Source organism: Mesorhizobium yinganensis, from assembly GCF_040081985.1.
Lineage (GTDB): Bacteria > Pseudomonadota > Alphaproteobacteria > Rhizobiales > Rhizobiaceae > Kumtagia > Kumtagia yinganensis.
This window is the reverse complement of record NZ_JBEBMH010000015.1, coordinates 33,766-49,666: the sequence shown is the minus strand read 5'-3', so window position 1 is coordinate 49,666 and position 15,901 is coordinate 33,766. Positions and strand designations below refer to the sequence as shown.

The following is a 15,901-nucleotide window of genomic DNA, read 5'->3' as shown; positions in this document are numbered from 1 at the left end:
CAGTACCTAGGGCGAGCGGCAGAGCGGGATCGGCTAGAGCCGTCCCGCTCGTCGAAAATCAGATGTCGAAGCTGACGACATGATCCATCGTCTGCGACGGCAGGAACTGGTCCATCTGCCGGGACGGCCGGTCGCAGCCGGTCTCGCCGACGACACGCGCGGGAACGCCGGCGACCGTCTTGTTGTGCGGCACGGGCGAAAGCACCACCGAGCCGGCCGCGATCTTCGAGCAGTGGCCGACCTCGATATTGCCGAGGATTTTCGCGCCGGCGCCGATCAGCACGCCGTAGCGGATTTTCGGATGCCGGTCGCCGCCGGCCTTGCCGGTGCCGCCCAGCGTCACTCCATGCAGGATCGAGACGTCGTCCTCGATCACCGCCGTCTGGCCGACGACGAGACCGGTCGCGTGGTCGACGAAGATGCCCTTGCCGATCCTCGCGGCGGGGTTGATGTCCGTCTGGAACACGGCGGACGACCGGCTCTGCAGGTAGAGCGCGAAATCCTGCCTGCCCTGGTTCCATAGCCAGTGCGCCAGGCGATGCGTCTGGATGGCGTGGAATCCTTTGAAATAAAGGACCGGCATCATGAACCGGTCGCAGGCCGGATCGCGGTCGTAATAGGCCTGGATGTCGACGCGCACCGTGTTGCTCCAGTCCGGCGTCTCGGCGACCATCGACCGGAATGTCTGGCGGATCAGGTCCGCACCGACATCCGGGTGATCCAGCCGCTCGGCGATGCGATGGATGACGGCGTCTTCCAGCGACTCCTGATTGAGGATCGTCGAATAGAGGAAAGCCGACAGCAACGGGTCTCGCGCCACCGCTTCGAGCGCTTCGCTGCGCACCGAACTCCAGATAGGATCGACGGGCTGGACCGCCGTCGGCTTCATCAGGTTCATCGTGCTCATCGAATGTCTCCGTACCGCGAGCGGTCGCGCCTATATACTCTCGACTATAGCGAGATTGAACTCAAATTTCTTCACCCTCTCGTCAAATGGATTGGATTGGCGGGTTTTCAAGCACCCATGGCAGCGGGTTCCCGCCTCGCCGTCTGGTCCTCACAGAGGATACTCGGCCAAAAACTCCAGCACCCGCTTCTTGAACGTCCGGTCCCCGACCGACAGCATATGGTCGCGGCCTTCGATTTCGAAGGCCTCGGCATTCGGCATCAGCGCGGCGAGTTCCGCCGCTGAACCGCCGATATCGTCCTTCGTGCCCACGGCAACCAGCGTCGGCTGGGCGATGCGCGCCACTTCCTCCTCTGAAAGCAGGGTCCGCGATGTCATGATGCAGGCTGCAAGCGCGCGCCGGTCGCTCTTGGTCTGGTCGGCGAACATGCGAAATGTTTTTCCACGCGCATGGGCTATCGTCGACGGGTCCGGTGCCGACAGCGCCTCGGCGATCGGGTCCCATTCACCCACGCCGTCAACCATGCCGATGCCGAGCCCGCCGAACACCAGCGTTGCGACGAGCGCCGGCTCGGCCAGCGCCAAAAAAGCGGAGATGCGGGCGCCCATGGAGTAACCCATGACGTGAGCCCGGCCGATGCCCAGATGCCGCAGGAGCGCGGCCGCGTCGCCCGCCATCTTCTCCGGCGTATAGTCCGCCGGTTCATAACTTTTCGACGACTGGCCATGGCCGCGATTGTCGAAGGCGATGACGCGGTAGCCGGCTTCATTGAGGGTCTTTGCCCAGCCGGGGCTGATCCAGTTGACCTGCAGGCTGGATGCAAAACCGTGGATGAGCAGGATGGGATCGGCCTGGCCGCCTTTGTCCGGCGCGCGGTCGACATAGGCGAGGTCAAACCCCTCGTGGTTGAAGAATGACGTCAATGTGCCCTCGGATATCAGCCGGGATTGCTGGCGCCGGCGGCATGATCGATCGCCGGATGGCGGAGTTCGGTGCCCGCGACGATGCCGGCCTTGGCGGCCATGCCGGCCTTCAACTCAAGCACGAAGCGCACGGGAACGCCCGGCGAGATCGTCGCTTCCGAAAACGGCTCGCCCTTCTTGATGGCGCGCACCGTCCCGTCCTCGGCGACGAACACCAGGTCGAGTGGCAGCGGCGTGTTCTTCATCCAGAAGCTCACCGGCTGCATCTGCTCGAACACGAACAGCATGCCGCGGTCGTCCGGCATCGTCTCGCGGAACATCAGCCCGGTCGACCGTTCCGCCGGATCGTCCGCGACCTCGATGTCGAAGGATTTCACGCCCGAACCGGTGATTGCGACCAGCGGGGTCGGATCGACAGGCAGGTCCTGAGCCTGGCTGGTCGCCGGCCCGGCCGTCTGGAAAAAAAGGAACGCGGCGACCGCGAGCGCGGCCACGGTCGCGGTACCGGCGAAGATCCAGGGTTTGCGGGGCATCGGAACTCCGTTGGTGCCCGCACCTCAGTGCGAAGACGGCAGCGTTCCGATATCGGGGTGAATTTCGGCAGCCATAAGGCCTTTGTCGCCGCGGCCGAACCGCACCAGCACGACCTGCCCCGGCCGCAGTTCAGCCAGCCCGTAACGCCGCAGCGTCTCCATGTGGACAAATATGTCCTCGGTGCCCTCGCCGCGCGTCAGGAAGCCGAATCCCTTGGTGCGGTTGAACCACTTGACCAGCGCGCGTTCCAGCCCGCTCTCGGCCACGACCGTGACATGCGTGCGCTGCTCCGGCATCTCGGCAGGATGCACCGCCGTCGAATTGTCCATGCTGACGACGCGAAAGGCCTGCATGCCGCGCTCGCCACGCTTTGCCAGGCAGACGACACGTGCCCCCTCATGCGCTGTCTGAAAGCCGTCCCGGCGCAGACACGTTACATGGAGAAGAACATCGCCGGTGCCCTCGTCGGGCATGATGAAGCCATAGCCCTTGGCCACATCGAACCATTTGATGGCGCCCGAGACCTCGACCACACCTGGAACCTCGTCGCTGTCGAGGTGCTGCGGGGCGTCGCCGATTTCCAAGCCTCGCCCCATCGAAGAGGCTTTGTCCCCCATCCGAACGCACCCTTTCCTGACAAAAAACACGTGATTCTTTACACAGAATAACATCGCGTGTTCGGGCCAGTGCAAGGCCTGATCTGCCTTTTTTCACCTTGGCGTATGCGGATTGCCGGCTATCATCGCGCAACGGCAACACTTCGATAAAAGGCCGCAAGTCGCTCGCAACCGGCCACTCGCGGCGCCACGCCGTGCCAGGGCTCGAATAGGAAAGGAATACAATGCGTTACCTGCACACCATGGTGCGAATCACCAATGTCGACGCCTCGCTGGATTTCTATTGCAACAAGCTCGGCTTGGTCGAGGTGCGCCGCCACGAGAACGAAAAAGGCCGCTTCACGCTGATCTTCCTCGCGGCGTCCAAGGACAAGGGCACTTCCGCGTCCAGCCGCGCGCCCGAACTGGAGCTGACCTTCAATTGGGATCCGGAAAACTACACAGGCGGCCGCAATTTCGGCCACCTCGCCTACAAGGTCGACAACATCTACGAGACCTGCCAGCGGCTGATGGACGCCGGCGTCACCGTCAACCGCCCGCCCCGCGACGGCAACATGGCCTTCGTCCGCTCTCCCGACAATATTTCCATCGAACTTCTGCAGGAAGGCGACCCGCTGCCGCCGGCCGAGCCGTGGGTTTCTATGCCGAACACCGGCGTGTGGTAAGGTTGCGCGGTATCGGGTGTGGGCTCCGAAAGGACGGCCCACACCCGAAACGGCAAGATTATGCCTTTGCGGCCGGTCAGGCGGCCGCCCCAGCCTCTCCGCTCGCGACGGCGGCCGGGTCCATCCACATCACCTCCCACACATGGCCGTCCGGATCCTCAAAACTGCGGCCATACATGAAACCGTAGTCCTGCTGCGGATTGGGATCCACGACACCGCCCGCCGAGCCCGCACGCCCCACCACCGCATCGACCTCGTCGCGGCTGTCGGCGGAAACCGCGATCATGAACTGGCTGGTCTTGTGCGCATCGGCGATCGGCCGCGTCGTGAAGCTGCTGTATTTCTCATGCGTCAGCAGCATGGCGAAGATCGTCTCGGAAAACACCATGCAGGCGGCCGTGTCGTCGGAAAACTGCGGGTTCTTGGTTCCGCCCACCGCCTCGTAGAATTTGGTCGAGCGCGTCAGGTCGGTCACCGGCAGGTTGACGAAGATCATCTTGGGCATTTCAACTTTCCTCTTTTCTGCTCGACCCGTCCGGGTGCGTTTGGTCGCGCGGCAGCGCACTGGTTGATGGATACGCGGCTAGGACGAACGCCGCTGTGAAAATCCGACACCGCGGATTGAGAAAAGCAGCGCGACCATAAAAATCGAGCCCGATCCCGGCAATTCCGAAGTGCTTGCCTTGGCAAAATCGTGCCGCTACACGCAAAACCTCCATCGCTGCCCCGCATTCGTGCCCCACCGGGAGGATCTGTCATGAAAGACGTGCTCGAGGAACTCGCCCGCCGCCGCGACATCGCCCGGCTCGGCGGCGGCCAGGCCCGCATCGACGCCCAGCACAAGCGCGGAAAACTGACTGCGCGCGAACGCATCGACATTTTTCTCGACGAAGGCTCGTTCGAGGAGTTCGACATGTATGTCGAGCACCGCTCCACCGATTTCGGCATGGAGAAACAGAAAATCGCCGGCGACGGCGTCGTCACCGGCTGGGGCACGGTGAACGGGCGGCCCGTCTATCTCTTCGCCAAGGATTTCACCGTGTTCGGCGGCTCGCTGTCGGAGGCGCATGCCGAGAAGGTGATGAAGGTACAGGACATGGCGCTGCGCAACCGCGCGCCGATCATCGGCATCTACGACGCCGGCGGCGCCCGCATCCAGGAAGGCGTCGCGGCGCTTGGCGGTTATGCCGAAATCTTCCAGCGCAACGTGCTCGCCTCGGGCGTCATCCCGCAGATTTCGGTCATCATGGGCCCCTGCGCCGGCGGCGACGTCTATTCGCCGGCCATGACCGACTTCATCTTCATGGTTCGCGACACCAGCTACATGTTCGTCACCGGACCCGACGTGGTGAAGACCGTCACCAACGAGACGGTTACGGCCGAGCAGCTCGGCGGCGCTTCGGTCCATACGACCAAGAGTTCGATCGCCGACGGCGCATACGACAACGACGTGGAGGCGCTGTTGCAGATGCGCCGGCTGGTCGACTTCCTGCCCGCCTCCAACACGTCGGAATTGCCGGAGATCGAGTGCTACCAGTCGGTCACCGAGCACGATTTTTCGCTCGACCGGCTGATCCCCGACAACGCCAACAAGCCCTACGACATCAGGGAATTGATCCTGAAGACCGCCGACGAGGGCGATTTCTTCGAGATCCAGCCGAGTTTCGCCAAAAACATCGTCACCGGCCTCGGTCGCGTCGAGGGCCGCACGGTCGGGTTCGTCGCCAACCAGCCGATGGTGCTTGCCGGCGTGCTGGACAGCGACGCCTCGCGCAAGGCCGCCCGCTTCGTGCGCTTCTGCGACTGTTTTAACATCCCGATCGTCACCTTCGTCGACGTGCCCGGCTTCCTGCCCGGCACCGCCCAGGAATATGGCGGGCTGATCAAGCACGGCGCCAAACTTCTGTTCGCCTATGCCGAGGCGACCGTGCCGAAGGTCACCGTCATCACCCGAAAAGCCTTCGGCGGCGCCTACGACGTGATGGCGTCGAAACATCTGCGCGGCGACATGAACTATGCCTGGCCGACCGCGCAGATCGCGGTGATGGGCGCCAAGGGCGCGGTCGAGATCATCTACCGGAAAGACATCGGCGATGCCGAGAAGATCGCCGAGCACACCAAGCGCTACGAGGACCGCTTCCTCTCCCCCTTCGTCGCCGCCGAGCGCGGTTATGTCGACGAGGTGATCATGCCGCACTCCACCCGCCGCCGCGTTGCGCGCGCTCTGCGCATGCTGCGCAACAAGGATTTGCAGAATCCCTGGAAGAAGCACGACAACATTCCGTTGTGAGCTACGGCGTCGGGCGCAGCCGCCAAGGGGCCGCATCCGACCGCCAAGGCGCCGGCGACGGCGGCATGTCCTGACGCGATCGCGCACGGTTCATGCCCCGCACGGGGTGGCGCGACCTGGCAGTCCAAGCCCGCTTCGCCGGCCGACGATCCATGCAATCGATGTTATCCCCGGCGCGACGCGGTCGACGAAGATTCGGGGACAGTCGCCGGATAGATCGATGAACACTTGCCGAGCGCCAAGCAGGGGATGAAATTTTCGTCCCGCCCGGATATTTTTTCGGATGTCGCGTTACGAAGTCTGCCAAGCCATTGTTTTTGCTGATTGCGCTTTCTCCCACCCAACAGGTGAGATGCCGGCGCATTCGATTTTCATCCCCCTCTCGAAAACCCGCCTCATACTTGCCGCCGGCTTCCCACGAAAGCGCCGTCATCACGGCGACGGCTGGGGGAGCCGCCTCTGGGCCTGCTGAAACCACGGCTAAGGTCCGTCTGGCAAACCGAGGCCGCGAAAGGGAATGGCGATGAACGGCACAGCGGCAATCGAGCGAAACTGGGAGGCGCTGAAGCGCATTCTCGTCACGCTCGTCGCCATGGCCGAGATGGGTGGCGGGATGTCGGGCGCTGGGGGCCTTGGCACTGGGGGCAGTTTACTTTCTTTCCGCGCAAAGGCGCTGCCGCTCCAAGGCTGGCTCAAGCGGAAAAAAGTAAACTGTCCCCGGCACTTAATCCGGCGCTTACCCTCCCCCGCCACCTCTACCTCGCCATCCTGCGGCTGCTGCGCCCAGCCGAAGCCGCGGCGCGGAGGCTGATCATCGCGGCGGCACTTGGGATCGTGGTGGCCCTGCCGCCGCCACGCCCACGCAAGCCAAAACCCGCGACGTTGCGAGGGCCGCGCGCCTTCCTGCCAAAGGGGCCGAAGAAACGTCCCAAGCCCACCCTGCGCACATGGAGCCTGCCGCTGCTCGATCCGCCGCGGCGGCTATTCCGCGTCCCGCGCCGCGCTGTCCCGGCCCACGCCGCCCCGCGCATCTTGTCGCTCGATTTCAACGCGACGTACCGGCCGCTGCCTCCCCCTCCATCGCCCGACGATCCGATCGACGCCGCGCGCCTTGGCCAGCGCCTTGCCGCGCTCACCGCCGCACTCGACGACCTGCCGGGACAGGCACAACGCTTCGCCCGCTGGAAGGCACGGCGCGACGCCGCCGCGACGCGGGACGGACCGATCTCCGGCCAGCGCCTCACGCCGCTGCGGCGCGGGCGCCCGCCCGGCGGGCGACTGTCGCGTTACGAGCCGGGCGCGCCGCATCCGCGAAAAATCCGCGAGGTCGACGAAATCCTGGCGCATGCCCATGCGCTGGCCGTCTATGCCTTGGACGACCACGATACGTCCTGACGCGCGACGGGCAGGGTTGAATTTCAAAAGCGGAGAAGAACGACCCGCGCAGGTTGCGCGGGGCGATCCGTGCTGTCCGCAAGGACCGCTGTTGAATCTGGTGGCGAAGCCCGCCAAACCTGTTTAGCTCCTGGCGGACGCATCGAGACTCGTTTGGCATGAGCGCGGAAAAGCAAAAGTTCATCCTCGGCATAGGCGGTGCGCATATCGACCGGCGCGGCCAGCTTTCCGTCGACTTCGTACCAGGCGCATCGAACCCCGGCACGATGCGCGAGGACGTCGGCGGCGGCACGTTCAACGCGCTGCGCAACGCGGTGCAGCGCGGGGTGGGCGGTTCGCTGCTGTCGGTGCGCGGCGGCGATGCGTCAGGCGTGACGGTAGCGAGCGCCATCGCCGCGGCGGGAATCCGCGACCTCTCCGTCACCTTCCTCGACCGCCGCACCCCGAGCTATACGGCGCTGCTCGACCGCCATGGCGATGTGGTTGCAGCACTTGCCGACATGGGCCTCTACGATCTCGTCTTCGCAAAACAGTTGCGCCGCGCCTCGGTGCGCGCGGCGATCGCGCAAGCCGACGCGATCTTCACCGACGCCAACCTGTCGGGCGACGCGCTGGCGCGCCTTCCGAAACTCGTGGAAGGGAAGCCTATATTCGCAATCGCCATCTCGCCGGCCAAGGTCTTGCGGCTGAAAGAAATCCTGCCGGCGCTTTCCTGCCTGTTCCTCAACACACGCGAGGCGGCCGCGCTGACCGGCCTTTCGCCCGACGCCCATGCGCCCGCGATGCTGGATAGACTGAGAACGCTCGGGCTGAGGCGCGCAGTGCTGTCCAAGGGACCCAATCCGGTGCATGTCCTCGATGGCGACCGGACGTTTTCGATAACGCCCCCTGCTCCCAGAAGCATAGCCGACGTCACCGGCGCCGGCGACGCCTTGGCCGGCGCGACTTCAGCCGCCATGCTGCGCGGCCTGCCTTTCGCCGACGCCGTGCGCGAAGGCATGGCGGCCGCGCTTCTCGCGCTGGAGAGCGCCGACGCCGCGCCGGTCCTTTCGAGCGCCACCTTCAAGGCCGCGCTCGCGCTTGTCCCAACGGCCGAAACCCTGCATGGGGCACCGAGCAGAGGAGAAGCGCATGTCGCCTGACACGGCCATGGCCCATATCGACATTTTCGCGCCGGTGGCCGAGGCGCTGGCCGCCGGCCGTCCCGTGGTGGCGCTGGAAAGCACCATCATCACCCACGGCATGCCGTATCCGGACAACAGCCGCATGGCCGGCAATGTCGAGCGCATCATCACCGACGAGGGCGCGACGCCGGCCACCATCGCGGTGGTCGACGGACGCATCAAGATCGGCCTGTCGCCGGCCGAGCGCGAGACGCTGGCCCAGGCGCAGGGCGCGATGAAGCTGTCGCGTGCCGATATCGGTTTCGCCGTCGCAGAGCGGCGCACCGGCGGCACCACTGTCGCCGCGACCATGATCGCCGCGCGGCTGGCCGGCATCTCCGTCTTCGCCACCGGCGGCATCGGCGGCGTGCACAAGGGCGCCGAGTTGAGCTTCGACATCTCCGCCGACCTCGACGAGCTTTCGCGCACGCCGGTCATCGTGGTGTCCGCCGGTGCGAAAGCCATCCTCGACATTGAAAAGACGCTTGAAGTGCTGGAGACGCGCGGCGTGCCCGTGGTCGCCTACCAGTCGAACGTGATGCCCGCCTTCTGGTCGCGCACATCGCCCTACCCCGCCCCGCTCAGGCTCGATGCACCCGAAGCCATCGCCAATTTCTTCAAGACCCGCCGCGCGCTTGGCCTCGACGGCGGCATGCTGATCGCCAATCCGGTGCCGGAGGCCGACGAGATCCCGGCGGAGCGAATGGCGGGCTATATCGCAAGGGCACAGCAGGCGGCGACCATGCAGGCCGTCTCCGGCAAGCGCGTGACGCCCTTTCTGCTGCAGACGATTTTGGAATTGACGAGCGGCGAAAGCCTGAAGACCAACATCGCTCTGGTGGAGAACAATGCCCGGCTGGCGGCTCGAATCGCGAGGGCGCTTTGAAGCCTCAGCCTGCCCTCAGCCCAGCCTCGTACGACTTCCGCGCCCAGCGCGCCATTTCGTCGGGATCGTCGACCGCCTCGTCGGGCACCGTCCAGTACGGCATCGCCACCAGCCTGCCGTGCCGCGACCCGGTATAGGTCCATTGCTTGCAGCCCGCCGCCGCGAACTCGCCGGCCACCTCGGCGTCGGCCTTCAGCATCAGTTCGCCGCGCAGTTCGATGGCGACGATCACGCCTTCGAAATAGATGCCCTTGCCACCAAACAGCCGCTTGATCGTTATCGGGCCGAGGCGGGAAAACAGATCGGCGATGGCGTCATTGTCCATGCCCGCTATTATGGCAGCAGCCGCCGCCCCTGTCATCGCGCAGGAAACAATGGCGCCGCCGCTTGCGCGACAGAGACAAAGACTGGAGAGACCCCTTGCCACTTCTTCTCAAAGGTTCCTGCCGCTGCGGCGCCGTCGGCTTCGAAGTCGAGAGCCACACGCCCGTCCCCTTCATGCTGTGCTACTGTTCGATCTGCCGCAAACAGCAGGGCGGCGGCGGATACGCCATCAACCTCGGCGCTGTCTTCGAGACGCTGAAGGTCACCGGCACGGGCAACCTCGGCCTATACCGCGCCGAGATCGTGGACGACGAGCGCACGCGCTGCGAGGTCTCGACCGGCGAGCGCCGCTTCTGCACGAAATGCGGATCGGCGCTATGGCTCTACGATCCGACCTGGCCCGACCTCGTCCATCCCTTCGCCTCGGCCGTCGACACCGACCTGCCGAAGGCGTCCGAGCGGGTTCACATCATGCTGAAATACAAGGCCTCCTGGGTCGAACCGGATATCCGCAAAGGCGACCGGAGTTTCGACCTCTATCCCGAGGATTCCATCGCGGATTGGCACAAGAAGCATGGGCTGTGGGTGGATTGACCGCGGCGCCTCCTCGTCGCGATCGAGAGCCTTCGACCGGAGGACGCACCGCGAACGTACCGGCCAGCCCGACCTAGTCTTTCACAAATGGATTCGGATAACTGCGCAGTCCGCCGGCCCTCGCCAAATCGACATTGATGTCGTCCAGCGCGCCTTGCAACCTGCGCCTCAATTCGGCAGTCAGCGCTTCGGCGTCTCCGCCGAAATCATGGACCGCTATCGGCTCCGGCACGCGGATGATCGCCTGGCGCGGGCCGACCGGTTGCGGCACGAAGCGGTTCAGCGTGTCACGGAAAGTGCCCGAGCAATAATCGTTGCGGATGCGCTTGATATGCTCGGCCGCCTGCTCCTGCGTCATCGCCGGGCTTGCCCAGGCGAACGGCCCGAGCCGGCAAAGCCTTTGCAGCATATCGGCGTTCGCCTTGACCGCTTGCGCCTTCCCATTATCCATCCCCGCGTCCGAACCCCGCAGCCAGCGCCGCACGGCGCGCAGCATGTCTGCACTGCCTGGGGATGCGTCCGAGCCGATCTCGCCCGCAACCCTCCGGGAAAGCTGGGCGATCAGCGCGTCCAGCCGCTCCGCGACGGGCTTCGAACGGTCCACGGCCACGCCCGCCTTCTCCTCGTCGCGTGCCAGCAGCGCCTCGTAGATGGCGTAGACCCGTTCGGCCGGCGTGGCACCGCGACCAACGGTTTCGATCCGCAGCCGCCGCGCGACATAAGCGCATTCCGTCCGCAAGCCGGCATCGGCATCGTGCAAAAGCACCAGCTTCCAGACCACCGGCGCGATCCACGATTGGAACGCCGGATCGGCGGCGCACCCTTGCGCCAGCGCCGCAATCGCCATTTCGGCGGCGCCCGGCATCAGCGGCGCGACCCAATCGCCATGCCAGCCGACCGCGCCTTCCGGATGCAGCAGCACGCCATGACCCTTGACGGCCCAGTCGACCGAATACTGGCGGGCGCTGTCGCTGTTACCGGGGATCTGCGCGATCAGATTGTTGGCCAGCCAGAATTTCTGCGCGAACCGGCCCAGACCGTTGACGACCCCGTTGGTCGCCCACGATGCGGTCAGCGGCGCGACCTTCGACACGATCTCCTTGTCGATCATCCAGTCGGTGAAGAATTCCGGATGGTTCGGCGTCAGGAACGTCGCCTTGTCTCTTCCGCAAACGCCCGCCAGCCGTGCCCGGTCGGTATCCGGAAAATCGATCTGGCGGACATTAGCGATGCCGCGGACGCCGGCGATGCGGTTCAGCACCGGCACGTCGCGCAGCAGCGGCAGACCCTTGAGCATGAGCACCCGGTTCACGGGCGTCATCAGCTTGATCAGCAAACGATTGGGTTTCGGTGCTACGAACGTGTTGAGACGGCCCGGCTTTTCCCCCACGCGCCGCTCCTATCCAAGCCAGCTTCGAAGCACGTTCCCACGGCTTACGCGCGATGTCCGGCAAGACGGTGCGGAGGTGCGCAAGCAGGCGTGCCCGCGAAAACTATTTGCAGGTCTGTGGCGGGGTGTCGAACACCGAGAGGTTGACCAGCTTGCCGGTCATCGTGAAGTCGCCATAGTCCATGGTGAGGTCGCGCGTCAGGCCGTTTTCGTGCAGCTTGAAGGCGATACGGTATTCCGGCACCTCCTCGCCGCCGTCGTTGGCCTCGTCGAAATAAGCGATGTCGACCGGCCAGTACTGGTCCTTGGCGAGCGTCTTCAGCACCGGCAATTCGGGATCGTTGGCGGACGCATCCGTCTTCTTGCCCACGATCACCGTGGTGGTCATCACCTTGTCGCCATTCTCCGAACCGTCGAAGAGGTTGGTTTCGTAGAAGGTTTCGCCGGTGTTGGCCTTTTTGATCAGCTCCTCCAGATGCTGGGTCGGGAACTGGGTCTTGCGCAGCTCGAGGCTGTTCTTCTCCGGCTTGTCGATCACGACCTTCAGCCCGTTCGGCTCCCGTGTCGCCGTGCCCTTCAACTCGCGCTCCAGCGCCTGGTCAGTGAAGGATTTGGTCACGAAGGAGAAGGATTTGCCGCCGCTGTCCTCGAAGGTCGTGGTCTGCTGGTCGGTGACGCGCGTGTTCTCGCCGGTGTCTATGCGGGTCACGAAGCGGAAATTGACGGTGTATCCTTCGCAAGGCGACCCATTGAACTCATAGACCATGCGGCCATGCAGTCCGGTGATACCCGAGCGGTCGGAGGCCTTGTCGAGCGCCAGGTCGTAGACCGCGCGGTGAGAGATCAGCGGCGCGGCGGCAAGGCTCTGGCTGACAGCAAGCGCCGCGATTCCGGCTGAGGCAAGGACGGCAAGGCGCGATACGCGCATGAGAAACTCCGATCGGGCATAGAAGTATGGCCTGCAAACTAGACTGATACCTCTAAAAAAGTCATGGCGGAAGCGAGGCAAAAGTTGCAGGTTCCAGCCTCGAAACGACCCGCATGATGACAGAGATAAGGAACGACGATGGGCGACACAATCGAAAAGCGGCTCAGCGAACTCGGCGTCACCCTGCCCGTGGCCGCCGCCCCGGCTGCCAACTACCTGCCCTTCATGCGCAGCGGCAATCTGCTGTTCACGGCCGGGCAGCTCCCCTTGAAGGACGGCAAGCTGATCGCCACCGGCCTGCTCGGCCGAGACCTTGACGTGGCAACCGGCCAGGAAGCCGCGAAATATTGCGCAATCAATATTCTGGCGCAGGCCAAGGCCGCGCTTGGCTCGCTCGGCCGGATCGGCAAGGTAGTCAAGATCACAGTCTTCGTTGCCTCGGCGCCCGACTTCACCGAACAGCATCTGGTCGCAAACGGCGCATCGGATTTTCTGGTCGCGGCACTTGGCGAAGCCGGAAAACACGCCCGTTCGGCGGTCGGCACGGCGTCCCTGCCGCTCAACGCGCCGGTCGAGATCGAAGCCATCATCGAAGCCGCCTAAGGCCTTGAACATGAGCGATATTTCGTGGCTCACCAAGCGCCCGATCGCGCATCGCGGCTATCACGACATGAACGGCCGGGTCTGGGAGAACACGCTCTCGGCCTTCGGCCGGGCGATCGACAACGACTATGCGATCGAATGCGATGTCCACCTGAGCCTCGACGGCGAAGTCATTGTTTTCCATGACAATGACCTGCGCCGCCTGGCCAGCCAGGAAGGTTTCGTCTGGCAGAAGACCGCAGCCGAGTTCGCGGCGCTCAAGATCGGCGGAACGAAGGACCATGCGCCGACACTGAAGGAGATGCTGGATTTCGTCGCCGGCCGCGTGCCGATCGTAATCGAGCTGAAGGGCATTCCGGGCCATGATGCTGGACTTGTCGCCAAGGTGGGCGCCTTGCTGAAAGGTTACAAAGGCAAGGTCGCGATCATGTCGTTCGACCATTGGCTGATACGCGATTTTTCGCGCTACATGCCGGACGTGCCCGCCGGCCTGACCGCCTGGGGCCACCAGCAGCAGGAAATCGAAGCGCATTTTTCTATGCTGGCCCATGGAATTTCGTTCGTGTCCTACGCCGTCGAACAGTTGCCGAACCCATTCGTGACTTTTGTCCGCGATCGGCTGTCCATGCCGGTGATAAGCTGGACCGTGCGGGATCAGGCGGCGGTCGACCACACCTTTGCGCATGCGGACCAGATGACCTTCGAGGGTTTCGAACCGCAAAAGGTCGGGGTTGCGTGAAATGGCCCTTGCCGCGCCGCTTTCGCAGTGCACATAACACTGCGATGATGCAGCGCAGCACAAATGGCGGCGACGCTTCCCGGACCGGGCATGCGATCCGGATTGCCGGATCGATGGACGATTTCTCCCGCCAGGAATGGGAGAGCCTGACCGGGACGACGCGCGAGTGCACCGGAGCTTCCGGTTACAACCCCTTCCTATCGTTTGATTTTCTACGCTCGCTGGAGGAGTCCGGCTGCGCCATCGCGCGCACTGGGTGGCAGGCCAGCCATTTGCGCTTGGAGGACGAGAACGGAAATTTACTCGGCGCGGTGCCGGCCTATCTGAAATCGCACAGCCAGGGGGAATATGTCTTCGACCAGGGCTGGGCCGACGCGTTCGAACGAGCCGGCGGCGACTACTATCCGAAGTTGCAGGCGTCCATTCCTTTTACACCGGCGACCGGCCCTCGCCTGCTGGTTCGCCGCGACCTCGATGCGGATGTGACCAAGGCGACTTTGGCAGCAGGTCTGAGGGCCGTGACGGACAAATTGAACGTGTCTTCGGCCCATGTGACATTCGCCAATGACGAGGACATGCACGCGCTGGCGGGCGCTGGCTACCTGCGGCGCACCGACCAGCAGTTCCATTTCTTCAACGACAACTATCTGAATTACGACGATTTTCTGGGCACGCTCGCCTCCCGCAAACGCAAGGCGTTGAAGAAGGAACGCCGCGAGGCGCTGGCCGCCGGCCTCAGCATCGACTGGCTGACCGGCAGCGACCTGACCGAAAAAGCCTGGGACGATTTCTTCGCCTTCTACATGGACACCGGCGGCCGCAAATGGGGCCGCCCCTATCTCAACCGCAGGTTTTTTTCGCTGATCGGCGAAAGGATGGGAAAAGACGTTCTTCTGGTCATGGCGAAGCGCGCCGGGCGGTATGTGGCGGGGGCGATCAACTTCATCGGATCGGATACGCTCTACGGCCGCAACTGGGGCTGCATCGAGGACCATCCGTTCCTGCATTTCGAGGTCTGCTATCACCAGGCCATTGATTTTGCGATCGAAAGAAAGCTCCGCGTGGTCGAGGCCGGTGCCCAGGGCGAACACAAGCTGGCGCGAGGCTACCGGCCGGTGACGACGCAATCGGCGCATTACATCGCCCATCCCGGCCTGCGCAACGCGGTGGACGACTATCTCAGGCGCGAGCGACAGGAAGTGGCGCGAACCACCGAATATTTCGAGCACCACACGCCGTTCCGCAGGGAAAACCAGGAGGTTGAGCGGGAGTAGCAAATCCTGCCGCCCCTGCCCGGATGGGACGCCGCTGGACGGGGCGCCTTGGAAGACGACCACGGCACCGTGGTTGCGGCTGGCGGGCAAGAATCGGATTGGCTATTGCGGGAAGACACGTTCTCCCTGCCGAAAGGTTCGCCGATGCCCGCTTCCTATGACCCGAACAACGTCTTCGCAAAAATCCTGCGCGGCGAGATTCCCTCGCACAAGCTTTTCGAGGACGAGGCGACCTTCGCCTTCATGGACATCATGCCAAGGGGCGACGGGCACTGCCTGGTGATCCCGAAGGAGCCCTCCCGCAATATTCTGGACGTCGAGCCCGATAGTCTCGCGGCGGTAGCGGCGACGACGCAAAAATTGGCACGCGCCGTGGTCAAGGCATTCTCGGCCGATGGCGTGACGGTGCAGCAGTTCAACGAGCCGGCCGGCGGACAGGTGGTGTTCCACCTGCATGTCCACATTCTTCCACGCTTCGACGGCGTAGCGCTGAAGCCGCATACGGGACAGATGGAGAAGCCGGAGGTGCTGGCGGCCAATGCGGAGAAGATCCGCGCGGCGCTGGGTTGACCCTCCCCCTTGCGGGGAGGGTCGCGGAGAAAGCCGAGCGGAACGCCAGGATTTCGACGCGGGGTGGGGTCGGCGATGAAGCGCTCCATCCTGAGGTG

18 protein-coding genes are annotated in these 15,901 nt (G+C 64.2%); 10 read left to right on the top strand and 8 right to left on the bottom strand.

The annotated features are described in order from the left end of the window. Positions 1 to 58: 58 nt before the first annotated feature. From cysE to ABMA59_RS23400, 4 genes are all read right to left on the bottom strand, one after another. Positions 59 to 907, bottom strand: a complete 849-nt coding sequence (gene cysE / locus ABMA59_RS23415) for a serine O-acetyltransferase (RefSeq protein ID WP_349007809.1) — start codon at positions 905 to 907, stop codon at positions 59 to 61. Between the two features lie 150 nt (positions 908 to 1,057). Further along, a complete protein-coding gene (locus ABMA59_RS23410) occupies positions 1,058 to 1,831 on the bottom strand; it encodes an alpha/beta fold hydrolase (RefSeq protein ID WP_349007808.1) in 774 nt (257 codons plus the stop codon). A 14-nt stretch (positions 1,832 to 1,845) separates the two neighbouring features. Continuing rightward, the gene (locus tag ABMA59_RS23405) at positions 1,846 to 2,364 is read right to left on the bottom strand and encodes a DUF192 domain-containing protein (RefSeq protein ID WP_349007807.1); all 519 of its coding nucleotides are present in this window, start codon (positions 2,362 to 2,364) and stop codon (positions 1,846 to 1,848) included. A gap of 24 nt (positions 2,365 to 2,388) precedes the next feature. Next, positions 2,389 to 2,982: a cold-shock protein gene (locus ABMA59_RS23400; protein ID WP_425475974.1), complete on the bottom strand. Its 594-nt coding sequence runs from the start codon at positions 2,980 to 2,982 to the stop codon at positions 2,389 to 2,391. Positions 2,983 to 3,206: 224 nt separating this feature from the next. Between ABMA59_RS23400 and ABMA59_RS23395 the strand changes: the two genes are divergently transcribed. After that, positions 3,207 to 3,647: a VOC family protein gene (locus tag ABMA59_RS23395; protein ID WP_349007806.1), complete on the top strand. Its 441-nt coding sequence runs from the start codon at positions 3,207 to 3,209 to the stop codon at positions 3,645 to 3,647. Positions 3,648 to 3,723: 76 nt separating this feature from the next. Here the strand turns inward: ABMA59_RS23395 and ABMA59_RS23390 are convergent, their stop codons facing one another. Beyond that, a complete protein-coding gene (locus tag ABMA59_RS23390; RefSeq protein ID WP_349007805.1) occupies positions 3,724 to 4,152 on the bottom strand; it encodes a VOC family protein in 429 nt (142 codons plus the stop codon). A 252-nt stretch (positions 4,153 to 4,404) separates the two neighbouring features. On the opposite strand from ABMA59_RS23390, the gene ABMA59_RS23385 reads away from it, so the two are divergent. The 4 genes from ABMA59_RS23385 (at position 4,405) to ABMA59_RS23370 (ending at position 9,381) form a co-directional block, all read left to right on the top strand. Further along, positions 4,405 to 5,937, top strand: a complete 1,533-nt coding sequence (locus ABMA59_RS23385) for an acyl-CoA carboxylase subunit beta (protein WP_349007804.1) — start codon at positions 4,405 to 4,407, stop codon at positions 5,935 to 5,937. Positions 5,938 to 6,774: 837 nt separating this feature from the next. Beyond that, a complete protein-coding gene (locus ABMA59_RS23380; protein ID WP_349007803.1) occupies positions 6,775 to 7,332 on the top strand; it encodes a hypothetical protein in 558 nt (185 codons plus the stop codon). 158 nt (positions 7,333 to 7,490) lie between these two features. Then, positions 7,491 to 8,474, top strand: a complete 984-nt coding sequence (locus tag ABMA59_RS23375) for a carbohydrate kinase family protein (RefSeq protein ID WP_349007802.1) — start codon at positions 7,491 to 7,493, stop codon at positions 8,472 to 8,474. Next, positions 8,464 to 9,381 (top strand): pseudouridine-5'-phosphate glycosidase, encoded by a 918-nt coding sequence (locus ABMA59_RS23370; protein ID WP_349007801.1) that lies wholly within the window; start codon positions 8,464 to 8,466, stop codon positions 9,379 to 9,381. Before ABMA59_RS23375 ends, ABMA59_RS23370 begins: the two co-directional genes overlap by 11 nt. A gap of 4 nt (positions 9,382 to 9,385) precedes the next feature. Here the strand turns inward: ABMA59_RS23370 and ABMA59_RS23365 are convergent, their stop codons facing one another. Continuing rightward, positions 9,386 to 9,706, bottom strand: coding sequence for a TfoX/Sxy family protein (locus ABMA59_RS23365; protein ID WP_349007800.1), 321 nt, complete (start codon positions 9,704 to 9,706; stop codon positions 9,386 to 9,388). Between the two features lie 95 nt (positions 9,707 to 9,801). Between ABMA59_RS23365 and ABMA59_RS23360 the strand changes: the two genes are divergently transcribed. Then, entirely contained in the window at positions 9,802 to 10,299 is a 498-nt protein-coding gene (locus tag ABMA59_RS23360; protein WP_349007799.1) for a GFA family protein, read from the top strand. A 73-nt stretch (positions 10,300 to 10,372) separates the two neighbouring features. On the opposite strand, the gene ABMA59_RS23355 is transcribed toward ABMA59_RS23360, so the two are convergent. Together ABMA59_RS23355 and ABMA59_RS23350 are read right to left on the bottom strand one after the other, a co-directional pair. After that, positions 10,373 to 11,689, bottom strand: a complete 1,317-nt coding sequence (locus tag ABMA59_RS23355) for a hypothetical protein (protein ID WP_349007798.1) — start codon at positions 11,687 to 11,689, stop codon at positions 10,373 to 10,375. Positions 11,690 to 11,792: 103 nt separating this feature from the next. Further along, entirely contained in the window at positions 11,793 to 12,617 is an 825-nt protein-coding gene (locus tag ABMA59_RS23350; RefSeq protein ID WP_349007797.1) for a cell envelope integrity EipB family protein, read from the bottom strand. Positions 12,618 to 12,755: 138 nt separating this feature from the next. On the opposite strand from ABMA59_RS23350, the gene ABMA59_RS23345 reads away from it, so the two are divergent. The 4 genes from ABMA59_RS23345 (at position 12,756) to ABMA59_RS23330 (ending at position 15,803) form a co-directional block, all read left to right on the top strand. Next, complete coding sequence (locus tag ABMA59_RS23345) at positions 12,756 to 13,220, top strand: RidA family protein (protein ID WP_349007796.1); 465 nt, start codon at positions 12,756 to 12,758, stop codon at positions 13,218 to 13,220. Between the two features lie 10 nt (positions 13,221 to 13,230). Then, positions 13,231 to 13,959: a glycerophosphodiester phosphodiesterase gene (locus ABMA59_RS23340; protein ID WP_349007795.1), complete on the top strand. Its 729-nt coding sequence runs from the start codon at positions 13,231 to 13,233 to the stop codon at positions 13,957 to 13,959. Positions 13,960 to 14,003: 44 nt separating this feature from the next. After that, the gene (locus tag ABMA59_RS23335; RefSeq protein WP_425475973.1) at positions 14,004 to 15,233 is read left to right on the top strand and encodes a GNAT family N-acetyltransferase; all 1,230 of its coding nucleotides are present in this window, start codon (positions 14,004 to 14,006) and stop codon (positions 15,231 to 15,233) included. A gap of 144 nt (positions 15,234 to 15,377) precedes the next feature. Continuing rightward, the gene (locus ABMA59_RS23330) at positions 15,378 to 15,803 is read left to right on the top strand and encodes an HIT family protein (RefSeq protein ID WP_349007922.1); all 426 of its coding nucleotides are present in this window, start codon (positions 15,378 to 15,380) and stop codon (positions 15,801 to 15,803) included. The last annotated feature ends 98 nt before the right edge of the window (positions 15,804 to 15,901 follow it).

Excerpts from the sequence above, each read along its gene's own strand:
- cysE (WP_349007809.1), bottom strand. The coding sequence starts at position 907 with ATGAGCACGATGAACCTGATGAAGCCGACGGCGGTCCAGCCCGTCGAT.
- ABMA59_RS23405 (WP_349007807.1), bottom strand. The coding sequence starts at position 2,364 with ATGCCCCGCAAACCCTGGATCTTCGCCGGTACCGCGACCGTGGCCGCG.
- ABMA59_RS23400 (WP_425475974.1), bottom strand. The coding sequence starts at position 2,982 with ATGGGGGACAAAGCCTCTTCGATGGGGCGAGGCTTGGAAATCGGCGAC.
- ABMA59_RS23395 (WP_349007806.1), top strand. The coding sequence starts at position 3,207 with ATGCGTTACCTGCACACCATGGTGCGAATCACCAATGTCGACGCCTCG.
- ABMA59_RS23390 (WP_349007805.1), bottom strand. The coding sequence starts at position 4,152 with ATGCCCAAGATGATCTTCGTCAACCTGCCGGTGACCGACCTGACGCGC.
- ABMA59_RS23385 (WP_349007804.1), top strand. The coding sequence starts at position 4,405 with ATGAAAGACGTGCTCGAGGAACTCGCCCGCCGCCGCGACATCGCCCGG.
- ABMA59_RS23375 (WP_349007802.1), top strand. The coding sequence starts at position 7,491 with ATGAGCGCGGAAAAGCAAAAGTTCATCCTCGGCATAGGCGGTGCGCAT.
- ABMA59_RS23370 (WP_349007801.1), top strand. The coding sequence starts at position 8,464 with ATGTCGCCTGACACGGCCATGGCCCATATCGACATTTTCGCGCCGGTG.
- ABMA59_RS23365 (WP_349007800.1), bottom strand. The coding sequence starts at position 9,706 with ATGGACAATGACGCCATCGCCGATCTGTTTTCCCGCCTCGGCCCGATA.
- ABMA59_RS23350 (WP_349007797.1), bottom strand. The coding sequence starts at position 12,617 with ATGCGCGTATCGCGCCTTGCCGTCCTTGCCTCAGCCGGAATCGCGGCG.
- ABMA59_RS23345 (WP_349007796.1), top strand. The coding sequence starts at position 12,756 with ATGGGCGACACAATCGAAAAGCGGCTCAGCGAACTCGGCGTCACCCTG.
- ABMA59_RS23340 (WP_349007795.1), top strand. The coding sequence starts at position 13,231 with ATGAGCGATATTTCGTGGCTCACCAAGCGCCCGATCGCGCATCGCGGC.
- ABMA59_RS23335 (WP_425475973.1), top strand. The coding sequence starts at position 14,004 with ATGATGCAGCGCAGCACAAATGGCGGCGACGCTTCCCGGACCGGGCAT.
- ABMA59_RS23330 (WP_349007922.1), top strand. The coding sequence starts at position 15,378 with ATGCCCGCTTCCTATGACCCGAACAACGTCTTCGCAAAAATCCTGCGC.